This window comes from Candidatus Binatia bacterium, from assembly GCA_029243485.1.
Classification (GTDB): Bacteria; Desulfobacterota; Binatia; order UBA12015; family UBA12015; genus VGTG01.
The window spans coordinates 100,706-117,509 of sequence record JAQWRY010000007.1 but is presented as its reverse complement, the minus strand read 5'-3'; the positions used below and the strand labels follow the sequence as shown (position 1 = coordinate 117,509).

Annotated in this window: 19 protein-coding genes and 1 tRNA gene; 11 read left to right on the top strand and 9 right to left on the bottom strand. The window is 66.7% G+C overall.

Annotation, left to right across the window (positions count from 1 at the left end; all coding sequences use genetic code 11):
- Positions 1-108: 108 nt before the first annotated feature.
- From P8R42_04250 to P8R42_04230, 5 genes are all read left to right on the top strand, one after another.
- Complete coding sequence (locus P8R42_04250) at positions 109-447, top strand: P-II family nitrogen regulator (GenBank protein ID MDG2303860.1); 339 nt, start codon at positions 109-111, stop codon at positions 445-447.
- Positions 448-548: 101 nt separating this feature from the next.
- Positions 549-1,865, top strand: coding sequence for an ammonium transporter (locus P8R42_04245; protein MDG2303859.1), 1,317 nt, complete (start codon positions 549-551; stop codon positions 1,863-1,865).
- 143 nt (positions 1,866-2,008) lie between these two features.
- Positions 2,009-2,092, top strand: a tRNA-Leu gene (locus tag P8R42_04240).
- A gap of 81 nt (positions 2,093-2,173) precedes the next feature.
- On the top strand, positions 2,174-3,451 hold the full coding sequence (locus tag P8R42_04235; protein ID MDG2303858.1) for a hypothetical protein: 1,278 nt from the start codon (positions 2,174-2,176) through the stop codon (positions 3,449-3,451).
- A gap of 91 nt (positions 3,452-3,542) precedes the next feature.
- Positions 3,543-4,553, top strand: a complete 1,011-nt coding sequence (locus P8R42_04230; protein MDG2303857.1) for a zinc-ribbon domain-containing protein — start codon at positions 3,543-3,545, stop codon at positions 4,551-4,553.
- A 21-nt stretch (positions 4,554-4,574) separates the two neighbouring features.
- Here P8R42_04230 and tatA read toward each other — a convergent pair whose 3' ends face one another.
- On the bottom strand, positions 4,575-4,769 hold the full coding sequence (gene tatA, locus P8R42_04225; protein MDG2303856.1) for a twin-arginine translocase TatA/TatE family subunit: 195 nt from the start codon (positions 4,767-4,769) through the stop codon (positions 4,575-4,577).
- Between the two features lie 45 nt (positions 4,770-4,814).
- Here tatA and P8R42_04220 point away from each other — a divergent pair, with 45 nt between their 5' ends.
- A complete protein-coding gene (locus P8R42_04220) occupies positions 4,815-5,933 on the top strand; it encodes an energy transducer TonB (protein MDG2303855.1) in 1,119 nt (372 codons plus the stop codon).
- A 9-nt stretch (positions 5,934-5,942) separates the two neighbouring features.
- Here P8R42_04220 and gcvH read toward each other — a convergent pair whose 3' ends face one another.
- From gcvH to folD, 3 genes are read right to left on the bottom strand one after another with little or no spacing between them, the layout of a single operon-like run.
- A complete protein-coding gene (gene gcvH, locus P8R42_04215; protein MDG2303854.1) occupies positions 5,943-6,332 on the bottom strand; it encodes a glycine cleavage system protein GcvH in 390 nt (129 codons plus the stop codon).
- Positions 6,333-6,334: 2 nt separating this feature from the next.
- Positions 6,335-7,447 (bottom strand): glycine cleavage system aminomethyltransferase GcvT, encoded by a 1,113-nt coding sequence (gene gcvT / locus P8R42_04210; GenBank protein ID MDG2303853.1) that lies wholly within the window; start codon positions 7,445-7,447, stop codon positions 6,335-6,337.
- Positions 7,444-8,310, bottom strand: a complete 867-nt coding sequence (folD, locus tag P8R42_04205) for a bifunctional methylenetetrahydrofolate dehydrogenase/methenyltetrahydrofolate cyclohydrolase FolD (GenBank protein ID MDG2303852.1) — start codon at positions 8,308-8,310, stop codon at positions 7,444-7,446. The genes gcvT and folD overlap by 4 nt, the downstream gene beginning before the upstream one ends.
- Before the next feature lie 77 nt (positions 8,311-8,387).
- Here folD and P8R42_04200 point away from each other — a divergent pair, with 77 nt between their 5' ends.
- Complete coding sequence (locus tag P8R42_04200; protein ID MDG2303851.1) at positions 8,388-8,537, top strand: hypothetical protein; 150 nt, start codon at positions 8,388-8,390, stop codon at positions 8,535-8,537.
- Between the two features lie 61 nt (positions 8,538-8,598).
- On the opposite strand, the gene aspS is transcribed toward P8R42_04200, so the two are convergent.
- The 3 genes from aspS to surE form a co-directional block, all read right to left on the bottom strand.
- The gene (gene aspS, locus P8R42_04195) at positions 8,599-10,407 is read right to left on the bottom strand and encodes an aspartate--tRNA ligase (protein MDG2303850.1); all 1,809 of its coding nucleotides are present in this window, start codon (positions 10,405-10,407) and stop codon (positions 8,599-8,601) included.
- Positions 10,404-11,690 (bottom strand): histidine--tRNA ligase, encoded by a 1,287-nt coding sequence (gene hisS / locus P8R42_04190; GenBank protein ID MDG2303849.1) that lies wholly within the window; start codon positions 11,688-11,690, stop codon positions 10,404-10,406. Before hisS ends, aspS begins: the two co-directional genes overlap by 4 nt.
- Before the next feature lie 63 nt (positions 11,691-11,753).
- Positions 11,754-12,524 carry a 5'/3'-nucleotidase SurE gene (surE, locus tag P8R42_04185; protein MDG2303848.1) on the bottom strand — a complete coding sequence of 257 codons (771 nt, stop codon included), beginning with the start codon at positions 12,522-12,524 and terminating at the stop codon, positions 11,754-11,756.
- Positions 12,525-12,600: 76 nt separating this feature from the next.
- Here surE and P8R42_04180 point away from each other — a divergent pair, with 76 nt between their 5' ends.
- Entirely contained in the window at positions 12,601-13,074 is a 474-nt protein-coding gene (locus P8R42_04180) for a hypothetical protein (protein ID MDG2303847.1), read from the top strand.
- Between the two features lie 26 nt (positions 13,075-13,100).
- Positions 13,101-13,646, top strand: a complete 546-nt coding sequence (cyaB, locus tag P8R42_04175) for a class IV adenylate cyclase (protein MDG2303846.1) — start codon at positions 13,101-13,103, stop codon at positions 13,644-13,646.
- Here cyaB and P8R42_04170 read toward each other — a convergent pair.
- Positions 13,643-14,152, bottom strand: a complete 510-nt coding sequence (locus P8R42_04170) for a GNAT family N-acetyltransferase (protein MDG2303845.1) — start codon at positions 14,150-14,152, stop codon at positions 13,643-13,645. The genes cyaB and P8R42_04170 overlap by 4 nt on opposite strands.
- A 95-nt stretch (positions 14,153-14,247) precedes the next feature.
- Between P8R42_04170 and P8R42_04165 the strand changes: the two genes are divergently transcribed.
- Together P8R42_04165 and P8R42_04160 are read left to right on the top strand one after the other, a co-directional pair.
- Positions 14,248-14,616 carry an RNA-binding S4 domain-containing protein gene (locus P8R42_04165; protein MDG2303844.1) on the top strand — a complete coding sequence of 123 codons (369 nt, stop codon included), beginning with the start codon at positions 14,248-14,250 and terminating at the stop codon, positions 14,614-14,616.
- An 88-nt stretch (positions 14,617-14,704) separates the two neighbouring features.
- A complete protein-coding gene (locus P8R42_04160; GenBank protein ID MDG2303843.1) occupies positions 14,705-14,911 on the top strand; it encodes a hypothetical protein in 207 nt (68 codons plus the stop codon).
- Positions 14,912-15,580: 669 nt separating this feature from the next.
- Here P8R42_04160 and metK read toward each other — a convergent pair.
- Positions 15,581-16,750 (bottom strand): methionine adenosyltransferase, encoded by a 1,170-nt coding sequence (metK, locus tag P8R42_04155; GenBank protein MDG2303842.1) that lies wholly within the window; start codon positions 16,748-16,750, stop codon positions 15,581-15,583.
- Between the last annotated feature and the right edge of the window lie 54 nt (positions 16,751-16,804).

Sequence of the window (16,804 nt, the reverse complement as noted above, 5' to 3'; positions counted from 1 at the left end):
GTGCCCGAAACGCCACATGGGAACACCCGCCCCCCGCGGCACGGGCATTGCTGAATCCAGGCTCCACAGGCGCCCCTACAAGGCGGCGCCCACCGTAAGGAGTCTGGGATGAAAAAGATCGAAGCCATTATCAAGCCGTTTAAGCTCGACGAAGTGAAAGAAGCGCTGACTAAGGAGGGCGTCGAAGGCATGACCATTTCCGAAGTCAAAGGCTTCGGTCGGCAACGCGGACATAGCGAGCTCTACCGCGGCGCCGAGTACGTCGTGGACTTCCTGCCGAAGGTGAAGCTCGAACTTCTCGTCGACGACGACAACGTTCCCGCGATCGCCGAGACCATTCGCACGGCGGCCGCCACCGGGCGCATCGGCGACGGAAAGATCTTCATTCTCAGCATCGACGATGCCGTACGCATTCGCACCGGCGAACGCGGCGCGCACGCAATCTGAACCCATCAGTTCCCAAAGCCGGGAGGTCCATACCAATGAAGAAAATCTACAAGAATAGTTTCGCACTGGGAGCCCTTGGGCTCCTTGTCCCGACTCTGGCGATGGCCGATGACGGCGTGTCGGCGGGTCAGTTTGTGGCCAACAACGTCTGGATGATGCTGGCCACGGCGCTCGTATTCATCATGCATCTCGGTTTCGCGTCCGTCGAAACCGGGCTGACGCGCGCCAAGAACACCACGAATATTCTGTTCAAGAACGTATTCGTGATCTGCTGCGGCCTTCTCACGTACTACGCGGTCGGCTTCAACCTCATGTACCCTGGCGAATTCAACGGATACTTCGGCTTCGCCGGCTTCGGCCTCACCCCCCCCGCGGACGGGATGACGACGGCGTACGCGGACGGCGGCTACACGTACTGGACCGACTTCCTCTTCCAGGGGATGTTTGCCGCGACCTGCGCGACGATCGTGTCGGGCGCGGTCGCCGAGCGCATCAAGCTCCCCGCCTTCATGATCTTCTCGACGATCTTCGTTGCCCTCGTGTACACGATCGCCGGCTCCTGGAAGTGGGGCGGCGGGTTCCTCGACGCCATGGGCTTCTACGACTTCGCGGGTTCGACCCTCGTCCACTCCGTCGGCGGCTGGGCCGCTCTCGTCGGTGCGGCGATGCTCGGCCCACGGCTCGGCAAGTACTCGAAGGACGGACGTCTCACACCGATCCCGGGTAGCAATCTTCCGATGGCAACCGTCGGCGTCATGCTTCTGTGGCTCGGGTGGTTCGGCTTCAACGGCGGCTCGGTTCTCTCGGCCGACCCGCAGCTCACCTCCCTCACCCTCACGACGACCTGCCTCGCAGGTGCCGCCGGCGGGCTGGGCGCGATGGCCGCCTTCATGTTCGTCTCCTCGAAGCCTGACCTCTCGATGGCCTTGAACGGGATTCTGGCCGGCCTTGTCGGCATCACCGCCGGCGCCGACGTCATGACGCCAGGCTCGGCCATCCTCATCGGCTTCATCGCAGGCGGCCTGGTGGTCGGGGCGGTCCTGTTCTTCGACCGCATCAAGATCGACGATCCGGTCGGCGCGATCTCGGTCCACCTGGTCTGCGGCATCTGGGGCACCTTGGCGGTCGGTATCTTCTCGACCAACCCAGACCACTCCCTGGCCGTACAGGCCATCGGCGTCGGCGTCTACGCGGTCTTCACCGTGCTCTGCGCAGGCACGATCTTCGGAGTCCTGCAGGCCACGATCGGCATCCGGGTCAGCGAAGAGGACGAGATCGAAGGCCTCGATCTCAGCGAGCACGGCATGCACGCCTACGACCTGCACACCTCGGGTACGTCTCTCGACGAACCCCTGGGCCTCGGTCGGCCGCTCTCGCAGTCCTCCTCGGCGAGCGACCTCGCCTCCGAGCGCAGCTAACCTCTTTCCCCGGCGGCGCTCCGCGCCGCCCGATTGAAAGCCCGGCGGCTCGCGTTCCACGACGCGGGCCGCCGCTTTCGTTTCAGGCCACGGCGGCGAGATTTGAAGCGCGCGTGCCGGACTGGTAGCTGCCGATCTGCCGGGCGAGAGTGGCGGAATTGGCAGACGCGCAGGTTTCAGGAGCCTGTGGGGTAACACCCGTGTGGGTTCAAGTCCCATCTCTCGCATCTTTGCGCAGACGAGCACGGCTCCTCGGAGCCGCGCTCGTTTGTGTCTGCACCCCGGGCTGCGCCACCTTCGACGAGCCCGTGACGGTCGGACCGGCTGCGCGGGTGATCGGCCGCATCGACGGCCCCGCCGCGAGCCTGGACACCTGCGAGAACCGGACGGTGGCCGCCTTCGCGATCTCGACGGACGGACAGACCGGCGTCGCCGCCATCGACCTGGCGACTCCCGGCGCCGCCCCGACGACGCTCACGGGCCCCTCGACGCATCGACGACATCCCCCGGTCGTCCTCGCAGGCTCAGGCGACACGGCGACCATCGCCTGGTGGGAAACCGCCCGGGCCGGTGCCGGCCGCATCGCATGGACCGAGGGCGACGCCTCCGGTGCGCCCTACCCGGCCCCCCGGGAGTTGCCGGCCGAGTTCGGGTCGAACCCCAGGGGTGCGGGCCGGCCTCCCGCTGTGATCGCCGTCGAAGGCCGACCGGCAGGACGACACTCGACCGGCCAGGAACGACTAGGCGTCTGGCAGCGCGCCCCTGGCACACGCGCCGGCTGGAAGCGGGTCGGCCGGACCACGACCAGCGCTCCGATCGGCTTCGTGGCGCTCGGAACCGGGGAAGGTACGGCCGTGGTCGGCTCGTGGAACCCCCCTCGCGTGTTCGCGCTGTCGCCGCACGGGCGGGGCACGGACGGGCCCGTGACGTCCCTCCCCGGGCGCCCCGCTGGCCCGACACCCCTGTGGCTCGGCCGCGCCTCAGGGGCGATCCTCGCGGGCTGGTCGGAGTGGGTTCCTGGGCCCACGGGTGCCATCGCCGTGCGGCTCAGCCGGTCGACGGACGGTGGAGCGAGTTGGGCCCCTCCCCGAACACTTCTCGAGAGGCAAGACGGCCTGCACCCGCTCGCTCACTTCGCCGTCGATGGGACCAGTGTCGCCGCGACCTGGCGCACGGCCAAGAGCGGCGCCGAGCGGATTGTCCTGGCCACGTCGACCGACGCCGGAAACAGCTTCTCGCCGCCCCAGGAACTCGACTCCGGCCGTCCAGGCACCGAGCGGACCCGTCCGAGGGTGGCCATCGCCGGAAACCGGGTCCTCGCGGCGTGGCAGGAGCGCGAGGGCGCGGCTCTCGCGATCCACGCGTCGTTGTCCCGCGATCTCGGGTCGACCCTGGCCGTGCGCGCGGCGCGGGTGGCCGAGGCCGCCGTGGGGCGGGCGATCCGGAATCCGGCCCCTTGGCTTCTGGGAGGCGGGCGCGGAGGCATCCTCTGGGAATCCACGGAGGATCTCCCTCCCGGGGGCAGGCCCGACCCCACCACCGGCCCCGAACTCGTAACCTTGCACCATCGGACTCTCCGCAGATGAAAACCAGCCCAGAGTGTGGCAGGTTAGGACGACGAGGGTCGCCTCGGCTGCGCAACACCACGAAGCCGATCCGCGAAACGACGAAGCGACGATGACCGTTCAGTGCCCGCACTGCCACACGCAGTACCGAGTCCCCGAGTCGCGCCTCGCCGGTGCGCAGCCCGTGTTCAAGTGCACCCGCTGCGATCTCGTCTTCAAGAGCGAGCCTGAGAGGGCGGATCGATCCGCCACCCGGGGCAACCCCGACAAGAACCTCAGCTTCGACTTTCCTCGAAAAAAGCGCTCCCGCGAGGAGCCCGACGAGGAGGGTGACCCGGACGAAGCGGACACGTCCGAGCCTGCGTTCGTCACGACGCTCGGAACCGGCAAGCGCAGGCGAGCCGGGACGGCGCGCGACGCGGCCGAGCCGGAAGCGGACGAAGAGGAGGAGGAGCTCGAGTTCGACGATGAGCTCGTAGACGAAGAAGTCGAGGAGGAGGAGGAAGAGGAAGAGGAAGAGCCGCCTCCGCCGGTCATCGTGGCGCCGAAGAAGAGGAAGGCGAGCATCCGCCCGCGGGCGCCCGCTCCGCCCAGACGTCGATCGCCACTGAAGCCGATCGGCACCTGCGTCGGAATGATCCTCTGCTTCTATCTTCTGGTTGCAGTGGCGCTCGACCGGAACCCGACAGATGCACTCGCGCAGCTTTCCGAAGTCCCGATCCTTGGTGGGCTCCTCGGGCAGGACCATCTCCTTGTCTGGCGTCTCGAAGTCACCGACCTCGAGGGAGGCCTCGACTACATCCGCGACCACAAGCTCGCCTACGTGGTCTCGGGACGTGCGGTGAACACCACGAGCCAAGACCTGCGAATCGTCGAGGTCGAGGGAGGACTCGTAGTAGGCGGGCAACCAACGCGGAGCCAGAGAGTCTACGCAGCGAACCAGGCACGCTCGACCATCCGCGATCTCTCCGCGAGCGAGGTCGAGATGCTGCTGCGCCTAGAACCAAACCGTCGCTTCCGGATCCGTCCCGGCGAGTCGGCCAGCTTCCTCCTCGTGTTCCCCGACCCTCCTCAGGGCTTCGAGGAAGTCGTCGTCCGCATCATCGATGCTCGGGTGACTTGAGCCACCGAAGATGCGCTGGGATCAGGCTTCCTTGGAACTGGCGGGGTCGGCGTCGTCTTCCGGTGTCACGTCGATTGCGTCGGGTTTGTTGACCGACTTGCGAAAGTTGCGAATCGCGTCGCCTACGCCGCTTCCCAACCCGGGAAGTCGCCCCGGGCCGAAGATGATCAGCACCACCGCAAGAATCAGCAGCAGCTCCCAGATCCCGAAACCCATGGGAGAAAGTCTAGGGCAGCCCCGTAGGTGCTGCAAGGTAGATTCATGTCGGCGTTCATGAACCCCGACCGCCATCGAACTGGCGACCTTCTGCCGTTCCTGCTGATCTCGCTGCTCGCCCACGGGCTGATTCTGGCGTGGTTGAGTCTCGAGCCCATCACGCTCGTCGACGAGGCCGGGCCTCCGCCGATCGTCGTGAAGCTCGACAGCCCTCCACCGCTGCAAGCCGAAGGGGAAGTCGCGACCCAGCCGGACAAGTTGGCACGGGTCCCGACCAAGCAGATCGTCGCGCCCTCGGATTCCGACAACGAGATCGCGCCCGACGGCGCCGCCTACCTGAGCGACCGTGACAACTCGGTCGATCAGCAGACGATCCGGCGCGGGAACCCCGAGGCGGGCGCGCCGAACGCCGAACCCGTGGAGAAGGGGTCGCCAGAATCGGTCCCGGCCCCTCCCCCGCCACCGGAGGAGGCAGCCCAACCCGAACCCGAACCCCAACCCGCCGCCGAGCCCGCACCGAGAGCCGAGCCTGCACCGCAGCCACAACGCGCCAAGCCGCTCCCCGGGCTCGACCGCCTTCTCGCTCCGCCCGCCAAAGTCCTGGCGCGGGCGCGGCCGCAGCCCCGCGCTGCCCAGCCCGGCGCCAAGCCCGCACCGGAGGCCGACCCGCGGCGCGACTTGATGGCGGCTCCACCGCCCGTCCCCGGCGTCTTCAGCGGCCTGCGTGGCAGCTTCGATCACCTGCCCGACGTCGCCGCCGGGCAGCTCACGATGCTGAACACCAAAGCCGATCGCTTTGCCCCCTTCGTGCGGCGCGTCGGCACACGGGTCTTTCAGAACCTACTGATCTACCAACGGCGTGACCTCGACGGCCCCGACATTCTCGCCGCCACACAACTCCTCACGGTGCGCGCCATCCTCGATCAGAACGGAAAGCTCCGCACGCTCGAGGTCGTGGATCGGTCGGGGAGCCCGGCCATGGACCGAACGCTCGTCGAGGCTCTACGCCAGGCCGCCTTCGACCCCAACCCGCCGAAAGGCGCCGCCAATCTCGACGGCGAGTTCGAGTTCATCTTCCAGGCACAGATCCTGGCCAGCGTTCAGCCAGGCGTCTCCCAACGGATCCGCGCCGTCGAGAGCCGATTGCGCATCGGCCTGATGTAGCCAGAGGCGCTACTCCGCTTCGGACTCGACGTACTCGCGATACTCTTCGGCGGTCATCAGCTCTTCGAGGTCGGCCTCGTCCCCTATCGTGATCTTGACCATCCAACCATCGCCGTACGGATCCTCATTCACGAGTTCCGGGCTATCGGGAAGATCGTCATTGACCTCGGCGACTTCGCCCGAGACCGGAGAGTAGATGTCCGACACGGCCTTCGTGGACTCTACGACCCCGAAGGGCTCCGCTTTTTCGACCTTGTCCCCTGCCGCGGGCAGTTCCACGAAGACGACTTCGCCGAGCTGCTCTTGCGCGTGGTCCGTGATCCCGACGGTCGCCACCTTCTCTTCGATAGCGAGCCACTCGTGCTCACGGGTATATTTCAAGTCCTCCGGCAGTTCCATTGTTACTTCCCGTTCCTCCCCGGCGTGGGACGACGATAGAACGGAAGCTTCACCCGTTCCGCCGCGGCCGCACGTCCGCGAATCTCGATCGATAGACTTGCGTCTAGCCATTCTCTGTCGACCAAGGCAAGCGCAACCGCCCGACGAAGTGTCGGGGAACGCGTTCCGCTGGTCACGACACCGACCCTATTCTCACCCGATCGGACGGGATACTCGGCCCGCCCGATCCCTTTGTCGGTGAGCTCGAGGCCCACCAGCTGTCTCGGCGGACCGGCTTCGCGCTGTGCACGAAGTGCGTCCCGTCCGATGAACTCACCCTTATCGAGCTTAACCGCCCATCCGAGCCCCGCCTCGAGCGGCGAGATGTTGCGCCCGAGTTCATGGCCGTAGAGCGCCAGGCCCGCTTCGAGCCGCAACGTGTCACGGGCGCCCAGCCCGATCGGCTCCAGCCCGAGGGCCTCTCCGGGCCCCATCAGGGCATCCCAGAGCGCCGCCGCCGAACCCGCAGCACAGAACAGCTCGAACCCATCCTCGCCCGTGTAGCCGGTCCGTGCGGCGAACAGCGGGATGCCGAAAAGTTCCCCGTCCGCGCACCCGAACCGGGGCAGCGCCGACAGCCATGCGCCCGCGCCCTGCTCCACGAGTTCGGCCGCGCGCGGCCCCTGAAGCGCGAGCAGAGCCGTGTCCTCGCTGCGGTCGGTCACGGTGACCGACCCGTCGCCTTTCGCCTGCTCGCGGATCCAGCCGACACACGCCGCCACGTTCGAGGCGTTGACGCAGAACAGGTAGCGATCGTCGCCGCGCCTGTAGAGGATCGTGTCGTCGATCGTGCCACCGTCCTCGGTGCACCAGATCGTGTACTGCGCCCGTCCGACGTCCAGAACCGACGCATCGTTCGTCGTGATTCGCTGGCACAAGGCCAACGCCCCGGAGCCCTCGACTTCGATCTCCCCCATGTGCGAGACGTCGAACAGGCCGGCCGCAGTGCGGACCGCCTGATGTTCGTCGAGCAGACCCCGATACTGCACGGGCATCTGCCAGCCACCGAAGTCGACGAAGCGTGCGCCCGCTGCTTTGTGCCGGTCGAAGAGCGGCGTACGACGAAGCTCGCTCACTCGGACACGCTCGCGATCGCCGCGTCGACGGTATTGGAGAGCAGCATCGCGATCGTCATCGGTCCGACCCCGCCCGGCACCGGCGTGATGTGCGCCGCGCGCTTCGCCGCCGGCTCATAGTCGACGTCACCGACCAGTCCGTCATCCGTCCGATTGACTCCCACGTCGATCACCGTGGCGCCCGGCTTGATCCACTCGCCGGGGATGGCGCGCGGCTTCCCGATCGCCGCGACGAGAATGTCGGCCTCCCCGACCTCGCGCGCCAGGTCGGCGGTTCGCGAGTGGCACATCGTGACGGTCGCGTGGCGTTCCAACAAAAGGAGCGCGATCGGTTTCCCGACGAGCAGGCTGCGCCCCACAACAACCGCGCGCTTCCCCTTCGGATCCACACCGACCTCGTCGATCAAGCGGATCACTCCGGCCGGCGTGCACGGGCGGGGCCCCGGCGTGCCCGCTAGGAGCTTTCCCTGGCTGATCGGATGCAGGCCGTCCACGTCCTTCTCCGGCTTCAGTCGCTCGATCACCTCGTGTTCATCCAACCCGTCAGGAAGCGGGAGTTGGACGAGGATTCCGTGGATGTCGTCGCGCGCGTTCAGCTCGTCGACCTGAGCCAGAAGCTCGGCCTGGGTCGTCGTCCCCGGCATCTCGATTCCGACCGAGAGGAGGCCCGCCGCTTCGCACGCCTTGTGCTTCATCCGCACGTAGACCGCCGACGCCGCGTCGTCGCCTACGAGTACCGTCGCCAGGCCCGGGCGGACCTGATCCGCGATCGCCGCGACGCGTACCCGCACCTCTTCCCGGACGCGCTGCCCTACTGCCTTGCCGTCGATCCGCACGTCCGTCGCCTGGGTCGCTGCTGCCATGGCAGGCGTCTATAAGGCCCTCCCCGCGGGCTGTAAAGGCAGGTTCTTCAATTCGGCGGATGGGATAGAATCGGCGGATGGAGATCGGGGTCCCGCGCGAGATCAAGCCGAATGAGAACCGCGGCGCTCTGACGCCCGCAGGAGTCGCCGCCCTCGCAGAGAGCGGCCACCACGTGCGCCTGCAGAGCAGCCCAGACGCGGCCTCCAGCCTGCCCGACGACCTCTAAACCGACGCCGGCGCCGAGAGCGGCAGCCTGGGGGGAGCTCGGCGCGACCTAAAACCTCGGATCAGCTCTGCGTGAACTTCAGCCCGAGATCACGCAATTGCTTGGCCGACGGGGCGGACGGCGCCTCGCTCATCGGATCGTGGGCCTTCTGCGTCTTCGGGAAGGCGATGACGTCTCGGATCGACGCCTCGCCGAGCCACAGCATGCAAAGCCGATCGAGCCCGAGTGCGATGCCACCATGCGGCGGCGCACCGTACGAAAGCGCGTCCAGCAGGAACCCGAACTGTTCACGCATCTCACCTTCTTCGATCCCGAGAGCGGAGAACACGCGCGCCTGCACGTCCGGGCGATGGATACGAATCGATCCGCCCCCGAGCTCGGTGCCGTTCAGGATGACGTCGTACGCGTTCGCGAGAACCTTCTCTGGTTCGGACTCGAGCAAGTCGAGGTCTTCCTCGCGCGGGGCCGTGAACGGGTGGTGCACACTCACGAGGCGCTTGGCCTCGGTGCTGTACTCGAGAAGCGGGAAGTCCGTGACCCAGAGATAGTTCCACTGGTTCTCGGGGATCAGGTCCAACATCGAGGCGAGGCGGAGCCGGAGCTGGCCGAGAATCCCCTGCGCGTACTTCCGCGGCCCGGCCACGAGGAACAGCACCCCGCCCTTGCGCAGCCCGGTGCGTTCTTCGATCTTCTCTCGTTCGCCCTCGTCGAAGAACTTCGCGAGCGGAGACTGCCAACCGTCGTCCGTCGAGCGGATCCACGCGAGGCCCTTCGCTCCGATCGACTGCGCCCAGGCGACGGTCTCATCGAGTTCGCGGCGGCTGAACTTGTGACCGTCCTCGGCCACGACACCGCCTACGATTCCTCCCTCGGCCACGGCCTGTGCTAGAACACGCGCCTGTGCGGTCTCCATCAGATCAGAGAGCTCGATGAGCTCGAGCCCGAAGCGGGTGTCCGGTCGATCCGTGCCGAAACGCCGGGTCGCCTCCTCGTAGGTCATGCGGGGGAACGGAGCCTCGGGCACCGGCGCGCCGATGGCGGCGGCACCCGCTTTGAGGAGGCCCTCTGTGAGCGCGAGAATCTCCTCGGCTCCGACGAACGACATCTCGATGTCGACCTGGGTGAACTCCGGTTGGCGATCGGCCCGCAAGTCCTCGTCACGGAAGCAGCGAACGACCTGATAGTAGCGTTCGTACCCGGAGACCATCAGGATCTGTTTGAAGATCTGAGGCGACTGCGGGAGCGCGTAGACGTTGCCTGGATTCACCCGGCTCGGAACCAGGTAGTCACGCGCGCCCTCGGGGGTCGAACGGGTCAGAATCGGGGTCTCGATGTCGATGAAGTTCTCGTCGTCGAGGTAGTTGCGGATGGCGCGCGCCGTCTGATGGCGTGCCATGAGGTTCTTGCGCAGCCGCTGCCGTCGAAGATCGAGATACCGATGCTTCAGGCGCACCACTTCTCCGGCCTCGTCCTCGTCGTCGAGCGGGAACGGAAGAACGCGCGACCCCGAGAGGATCTTCATCTCGGAAGCGCGGATCTCGACCTCGCCGGTCGGGAGGTCCGTGTTCAGGGTCTCGGGAGGCCGCTTGGCGAGCTTCCCGCGAACGCCAATGACGTACTCACTCCGAAGTCCGTGAGCACGACCGTGGGAGACGGCATCGTCGTCGGGGTCGAAGACGACCTGCAAGATGCCGGTCCGGTCCCGGACGTCGATGAAGACGATGCCGCCGTGGTCCCGACGCGTGTCGACCCAGCCGAGAACGGTGAGTTCCTTGCCGATATCCTCGGCGCGAAGCGTGCCGCAGCCACTGCCAGCGCGCCAGTCGCCGAGCGCGTCGAGGGTGATCTCCGGGTGGTCCGAACTACTCATCGCTCTACTCCCATGGCAATGAGCAACGCCTCGCCGTCGAGGTCGAAGTCCACGGCCAGCTTCTCATCTCGCTTTTCAACCATGTTCCTGAGGGTACCGCGTCGCGCAGCGACCTCTTCTTCTCCGAGGATCAAGACCCGCGGCGCACCGAGCCGATCGGCCCGTCGCATCAGACTCTTCAGACTCCGACCCCCGTCGAGTTCAACGCGGATGCCCTCGCGCCGCAGCCTGCGAGCGATCGACAATGCGTCCTCCTCGGAGTCGACACCGAGCGACGCGATGAAGACGTCGGGACGAAGAGTCTCTCCCGCCTTCTCCTCGGCACCGGGCTGCGCTGCCTCGAGTGCGAGCGCGAGGCGCTCCACACCGAAGGCGAATCCGATCCCCGACATCTTCGGCCCGCCGAGCTGAGCGACGAGGCCGTCGTACCGACCACCGGCGCCGACCGCCGTCTGCGAACCCAACCCTTCCGCGGTGATCTCGAAGGTCGTGCGTACGTAGTAATCGAGTCCCCGGACGAGCCGCGGTTCGAGCATGTACGACACGCCGAGCGAGTCGAGCAGTGCACACACGCGGCTGAAGTGTGTCTCGCACGGCTCGCAGAGATGATCCTTGAGCAGAGGAGCATCGGCGGTCGTCTCGCGACACGCCGGATCCTTGCAGTCGAGCAGGCGCAGCGGGTTCTTGTCGACGCGTCGCGCGCAGTTCTTGCAGAGACGGTCGCGTCGCTCGATGCTCCACGCTTGGAGCACGTCGCGATACGCCGGACGACACGCGTTGTCGCCGAGCGAGTTCACGAGGAGCCGCGCATCGGGGATGCCGACGGCCGTGAGAATGTCGCTCGCGCAGGCCAGCACCTCCGCATCGGCGAGAGGGTCTTCGCGGCCGAACAGCTCCGCACCGACTTGATAGAACTGGCGATGCCGCCCCTTCTGCGGGCGCTCGTGGCGGAACATCGGCCCAGAGTAGTACAGCCTCGTGATCGGATCCTTCTGGTCGAGGTGGTGCTCCACGAAGGCGCGGACGACCGACGCCGTACCCTCGGGGCGCAGCGTGATCAGCGTGCCGTCGCGATCCTCGAAGGTGTACATCTCCTTCTCGACGATGTCGGTCGTCTCGCCGATGGCGCGCGCGAAGAGATCAGTGCGCTCGAGAATCGGAAGACGGATCTCGGAGAATCCGTAGGCGTCGAGGACACCCGTAGCCGCTCCCTCGATCTCGTGGCTCAGACACGCGGCCGGGCCGAGACCGTCCCGGAACCCCTTCACCGACGAGATCGACATGATTTCGCGGAGATACCATGCAGCGGGCGAACCACAACCGCGGCACGGCTCTACTGCCGTCGCTCAGGACCGGTCGTCGACCGGCCAGGCCCCCTCCAGGCGGCGCAATTGCTCGTACTCGGTCAGGTCGTGTTGCAGTGGTGTGATGGTCACGTACCCCGCGCGCAACGCCGAGAGATCGGTCTCCGGCGGGTCTCCGGTCCCCCTCTCCCCCTCGTCTCCGAGCCAGAAGTACGGGCGCCCGCGGGGATCGGCTCGGCGGTCGTAGGTATCGGTCCACGGCGCCGTGCTCTGCCGGACGACCCTCACACCCCGCGGCGCTCGTTCGTCCAGCCGCGGGATATTCACGTTCAGGACGGTACCCGGATCGATGCCGATCTCGAGTGCCCGGGCCACCACCTTCCGTGCGATCGAGCCAGCCTGTTCGAAGTCGAATCCCCCGGACGCCTCGAGCGAGACCGCGACGGACGGAATTCCAATGAACGCGGCCTCGACCGCGCCCGCGACCGTGCCCGAATAGATGACGTCGACGCCCCGGTTGGCCCCGGCATTGATGCCCGACACGACGAGGTCCGGCCGCTTTCGGCAGAGCTCGTGGACGCCCAGCTTCACGCAGTCCGCCGGCCGGCCATCGACACTCCAACCGAAGAAGCTCCCGTCCACCGAGACCCGCTCACAGATCAGCGGGGCATCGAAGGTGATCGCGTGCCCGGCGCCGCTCTGAACGGACTCGGGCGCGACCACGTCGACGTCGCCCAGCGGACGCAGCGCTTCGGCCAAGGCGGCGATCCCCGGGGCCAGGATGCCATCATCGTTGGTGACCAGGATGTGCATGCGAGCCAAGGATAGCGAGCCGGCCTCGTGGCCGCGACATCGTGGAATTTTCCTGGCGAGATACTAAAGACTCCGCATGAGCGACGACACCCCCTACTGTCCGATCCTGACCGGACGGGTGTGGGCCTTCGGACTCGAAGTCCCGGCGGACTGCATCGCGCCGCCGAAAGCCGCCACCGCGGCCGAGCCGGGGGCGCTTCTCATGACCCCAATCGACCCAGACTTCCCGACGCGGGTCCAGGTCGGCGACATGCTGGTCGCGGGGAGCTTCGGCAGCGATACCGTCGACGAGGGGCCGATCCGCGCGATTCGCGCAGCCGGGATTTCCGCCGTGCTGGCCACCACTCTCGACCCGTCGTTCGCGCGGCTCGCCCTGGCCGCGGGGCTACCGGTGATCGAGATCTACGAGGCGATGGGCATCCACACCGGCGAAACGCTGCGGGTCGACCTCGAAGGTGCCCGCGTCGTGAACATGAGTTCGGGCAACCGATATCCGATTAGGAACCTCGACGACGACATCCTGCAGACCTACCGCCGCGAGCTCGTCTGAGCGACGCGAGAGGAGACGAAACGCCGATGCTCGAAGCGGAGATCAAGCTCCAGATCGATGAACCGACGGCCGAGGCACTGCACACCCGGCTCGCCACGCTCGGCGCCTCCGCCCAGCCCTCCCTCGATCAGCGAGATCTGTACTTCGCGCATCCGGGCCGCGACTTCGCGCAGACGGACGAGGCGCTCCGCCTGCGCTTCGATGCCGGCGGACTCAAGGTCACGTACAAGGGGCCGAAGCTCGACCCACCCCGAAAAACCCGAGAGGAGATCGAATTTCCCCTCGGGACCGAGCTGGACACGGCCCGGACCTTCCTCGAGCGCCTCGGGTTCACGACCGTTGCGGGCGTAGTGAAAGATCGAACCGAGTACGTGCTCGACGGGCCCCCGCGCGCCGTGATCAGCCTCGACCGCATCGACGGGCTGGGAGTCTTCTGCGAGATCGAGGTCGCGACAGCGTCGGTCGAACAAGGACGGACGTCACTGGAGGAACTCGCGCGCAGGCTCGAAGTCGGCGAGCACCCTCCGATCGCAGAGAGCTACCTCGAGCTGCTGCTGGCGAAGGAAGGCTAGGGACCGGGCTCGACCGGGGGACCGTCCAGAAGGCGGCGGAACTCGATCGCCGGTTGGCCGTTCGGGTAGTACGTCACCCGCCCCTCGCGAACGCCGTACCCCGCCGCCGCAAAGAACGACTGCGCAGCCGTGTTCTCGGCTGCGGTGTGCAGACGCATCTCCTGTGCCGCCCACGTACGCGCCTTGTCCTCCGCTTCTCGAAGGAGAAGCGAGCCGAGGCCGCGGCCACGGACACCAGGCTCGAGCGTGATAGCGACCAGTTCGCCCCACGAGGACCGGAAGAACCCGAGACCACGGTGCTGCGCGACCAGAGCGAATCCCCGCGGGACACCCGCCTCGAAAACGAGCACACTCTGCACACGCGGAGCGTCGAGCCACTGCGCGATGATGGCGCGGTAGTCTCCGAGATCGACGAACGTGCTCTCAGCGAGCCCGACCATGTACTCGCGATCGTCCTCCCCACCGGCGCGACAAGTCGCAGACGGGGCATTCGCCGGGGCCACCATCCACGGAGGGATACCCCTACGCGCGGGCGACTTCACGCCCGGCCCGCAGCCGCAGGGCATTGCCGGATCGCGCCCTTCATGTGAGGAATTCTAGGATGGGGGACCATGCCAACAACGTCCGGGTCGACCGGTGGCTCCTGGCGGTGCGGGTCTTCAAGACCCGCACGCTCTCTCAGCAAGCCTGCGCCGGGGGCAAGGTCTCGGTGAATGACAGCCGGGTGAGCGCACACCGCCCGGTCCGGATCGGTGACCGGGTCCGGATCCAGGGCCCCAGGGGCCTGCGCGACCTGATCGTACTGGGGCTTGGAGAGCGCCGTCTTCCCGCCCCGGACGCCCAGCTCCTGTACGAGGACAAGAGCCCTCCACCCGAACCGCGGGCGGAAGCTCCACTCGTCCAAAGAGAACGCGGCAGCGGTCGACCCAGCAAGCGGGACCGCCGGAGCATGGAGCGGCTGAGGCGCTGACGGAGCGGCCCTCCGGCTCCTGTGGCGTTGCCCGGCGGCACCGGCTAGGAAGGAACCTGGCGGGCCGAGGCCCCCCGGGGAGACCACGATGACGCAGCGAGAAGACGAGGACATCCTCTACGAATGCGATTGCTTCCGCATCGTCCGGTTCGTCGACGATGAGGGCTCGGCAAATGTGAGCATCTCGTTCTTCGACCACGGGCTCGACCTGTACCTGAGCGACGAGGAATTCGGGCACTTTGCCGAGGCGGTCGGCAACCTGCAGCCCGCTCCCGCCAAGGCCCTGCACCACTAGTTTAGTTCCCCTCCTCCCGGGCCCGCAGAACGAGATCTTCGCAGCCGCGCCCAACGCAGCCCAGGTCCTGGCGGTGTCGCAAGGCCGGTTGATTCGCATCCCAACCAGTGGATTCGACAAGACGACCGGGATCGCCTTCGACCAGCGAGGCGACATGTTCGTGACCGGCGGGAATGAGATCTGGACCGTATCGCCGAGCAGCGCGACTCGTGAAGCCTACGTGACCCGAGGCGATCTCGACTTCCCCTCGGGCCTCGCCGTCGGATTCGGCGAGAACCGCGACGTGAAAAAGCTCTTCTTCACCAACTTCGGCTTCCCCCTGGGGAGCGGCTCTGCGGTTTCCGAGGCCTTCGTCGGGCTTCAGGAACGGTTCCCAGGCGCACCTCGCCCGCGGACCGGGGAACCTTACGAAGGCTCTCGGCATCGACCGCACCCGAAACGGGACCGATCTCCGCCGGGGAGTGATCCAACTGCTCGTTGCGCAGGCCGGCCGCTTCTCTCCCATGGGGAGAGAGGACATCGTGCGGTTTGCGCGAATCGGGATCGACTACGCCGGCGCCTGGGCGGCCAAACCGTGGCGCTTCTCGCTACGCGACCACCCGGGCGTTTCGCGACCGCCCAGCGGAACGGGGGCCTCTGTGAGACCTCCGCTCCGCCGGTAGGCGCGGCTTACTTGCCGCAGCGCTTGGCGAGCGCGTCCGCCTGGTCGGTCTTCTCCCAAGTAAAGAAGCCGCCCTCGGGCGCCTGGCCGAAGTGACCGTAGGCCGCCGTCTTTTTGTAGATCGGGCGGAGCAGGTCGAGCGCCTTGATGATGCCGTAGGGACGCAGGTCGAACGTTTCGAGGAGCGCGTCGGAGACCTGCTCGTCCGAAACGACGCCCGTATCGAACGTGTCCACGAGGACCGACATCGGTTTCGCGACGCCGATCGCGTAGGCGATCTGCACTTCGCACTTGGTCGCGAGTTTTGCCGCGACGACCGTCTTGGCCATATGGCGGGCCATGTACGCGGCGCTGCGATCGACCTTGGACGGGTCCTTGCCGGAGAACGCGCCGCCACCGTGACGTCCATAGCCGCCGTACGTGTCGACGATGATCTTTCGTCCGGTGAGACCACAGTCACCCATCGGGCCACCGACGACGAAACGACCTGTCGGATTGATGTGGTAGTCGGTGTCGTCGCTCAAGAACTCGGCCGGAACGACCTTCTTGATGACGCCCTCGATCATAGCCTCGCGGAGCTCTTCGTTCGACACGTCCTCGCTGTGCTGCGTGGAAATGACGACGCTCGTGACGGCCTGAGGGCGTCCGTCGACGTACTTGACGGTGACCTGCGACTTCGAGTCCGGGCGAAGAAACGAGTACACGCCTTCCTTGCGGACCTGAGCCAGGTGCTTGACCAGCCGGTGCGAGAGCGAAATCGGTAGCGGCATGAGCTCCGGCGTCTCGTCGCACGCGAAGCCGAACATGAGGCCCTGGTCACCCGCGCCCTGGTCTTCGTCGCTCTCCCGCGAGACACCCTGACTGATGTCGGGGGACTGGCGGTCGATCGCGGTGAGGACGGCGCACGTGTCGGCGTCGAAGCCCATGTCGGAGGAGGTGTACCCAATCTCCTTCACGGCATCGCGGGCGACCTGCGCGTAGTCGATCTTCGCGTCGGTGGTGATTTCGCCCGCCAGGACGACCATTCCCGTCTTGACGAGGGTCTCGCAGGCGATGCGGGCACGAGGATCCTCAGCCAGGATCGCATCGACCACAGCGTCGGAGATCTGGTCACACATCTTGTCGGGGTGCCCCTCCGAGACGGACTCGGAGGTGAAGTAGAAATTCTTAGGGGCCATCGGGGGACTTCTCCAAGCGCTAGCGGCGAACGAAATAGGCGCCGCGAGTAAAAC

Excerpts from the sequence above, each read along its gene's own strand:
- P8R42_04250 (MDG2303860.1), top strand. The coding sequence starts at position 109 with ATGAAAAAGATCGAAGCCATTATCAAGCCGTTTAAGCTCGACGAAGTG.
- P8R42_04245 (MDG2303859.1), top strand. The coding sequence starts at position 549 with ATGGCCGATGACGGCGTGTCGGCGGGTCAGTTTGTGGCCAACAACGTC.
- P8R42_04230 (MDG2303857.1), top strand. The coding sequence starts at position 3,543 with ATGACCGTTCAGTGCCCGCACTGCCACACGCAGTACCGAGTCCCCGAG.
- tatA (MDG2303856.1), bottom strand. The coding sequence starts at position 4,769 with ATGGGTTTCGGGATCTGGGAGCTGCTGCTGATTCTTGCGGTGGTGCTG.
- P8R42_04220 (MDG2303855.1), top strand. The coding sequence starts at position 4,815 with ATGTCGGCGTTCATGAACCCCGACCGCCATCGAACTGGCGACCTTCTG.
- gcvH (MDG2303854.1), bottom strand. The coding sequence starts at position 6,332 with ATGGAACTGCCGGAGGACTTGAAATATACCCGTGAGCACGAGTGGCTC.
- folD (MDG2303852.1), bottom strand. The coding sequence starts at position 8,310 with ATGGCAGCAGCGACCCAGGCGACGGACGTGCGGATCGACGGCAAGGCA.
- P8R42_04200 (MDG2303851.1), top strand. The coding sequence starts at position 8,388 with ATGGAGATCGGGGTCCCGCGCGAGATCAAGCCGAATGAGAACCGCGGC.
- aspS (MDG2303850.1), bottom strand. The coding sequence starts at position 10,407 with ATGAGTAGTTCGGACCACCCGGAGATCACCCTCGACGCGCTCGGCGAC.
- hisS (MDG2303849.1), bottom strand. The coding sequence starts at position 11,690 with ATGTCGATCTCGTCGGTGAAGGGGTTCCGGGACGGTCTCGGCCCGGCC.
- surE (MDG2303848.1), bottom strand. The coding sequence starts at position 12,524 with ATGCACATCCTGGTCACCAACGATGATGGCATCCTGGCCCCGGGGATC.
- P8R42_04180 (MDG2303847.1), top strand. The coding sequence starts at position 12,601 with ATGAGCGACGACACCCCCTACTGTCCGATCCTGACCGGACGGGTGTGG.
- cyaB (MDG2303846.1), top strand. The coding sequence starts at position 13,101 with ATGCTCGAAGCGGAGATCAAGCTCCAGATCGATGAACCGACGGCCGAG.
- P8R42_04170 (MDG2303845.1), bottom strand. The coding sequence starts at position 14,152 with ATGGTGGCCCCGGCGAATGCCCCGTCTGCGACTTGTCGCGCCGGTGGG.
- P8R42_04165 (MDG2303844.1), top strand. The coding sequence starts at position 14,248 with ATGGGGGACCATGCCAACAACGTCCGGGTCGACCGGTGGCTCCTGGCG.
- P8R42_04160 (MDG2303843.1), top strand. The coding sequence starts at position 14,705 with ATGACGCAGCGAGAAGACGAGGACATCCTCTACGAATGCGATTGCTTC.
- metK (MDG2303842.1), bottom strand. The coding sequence starts at position 16,750 with ATGGCCCCTAAGAATTTCTACTTCACCTCCGAGTCCGTCTCGGAGGGG.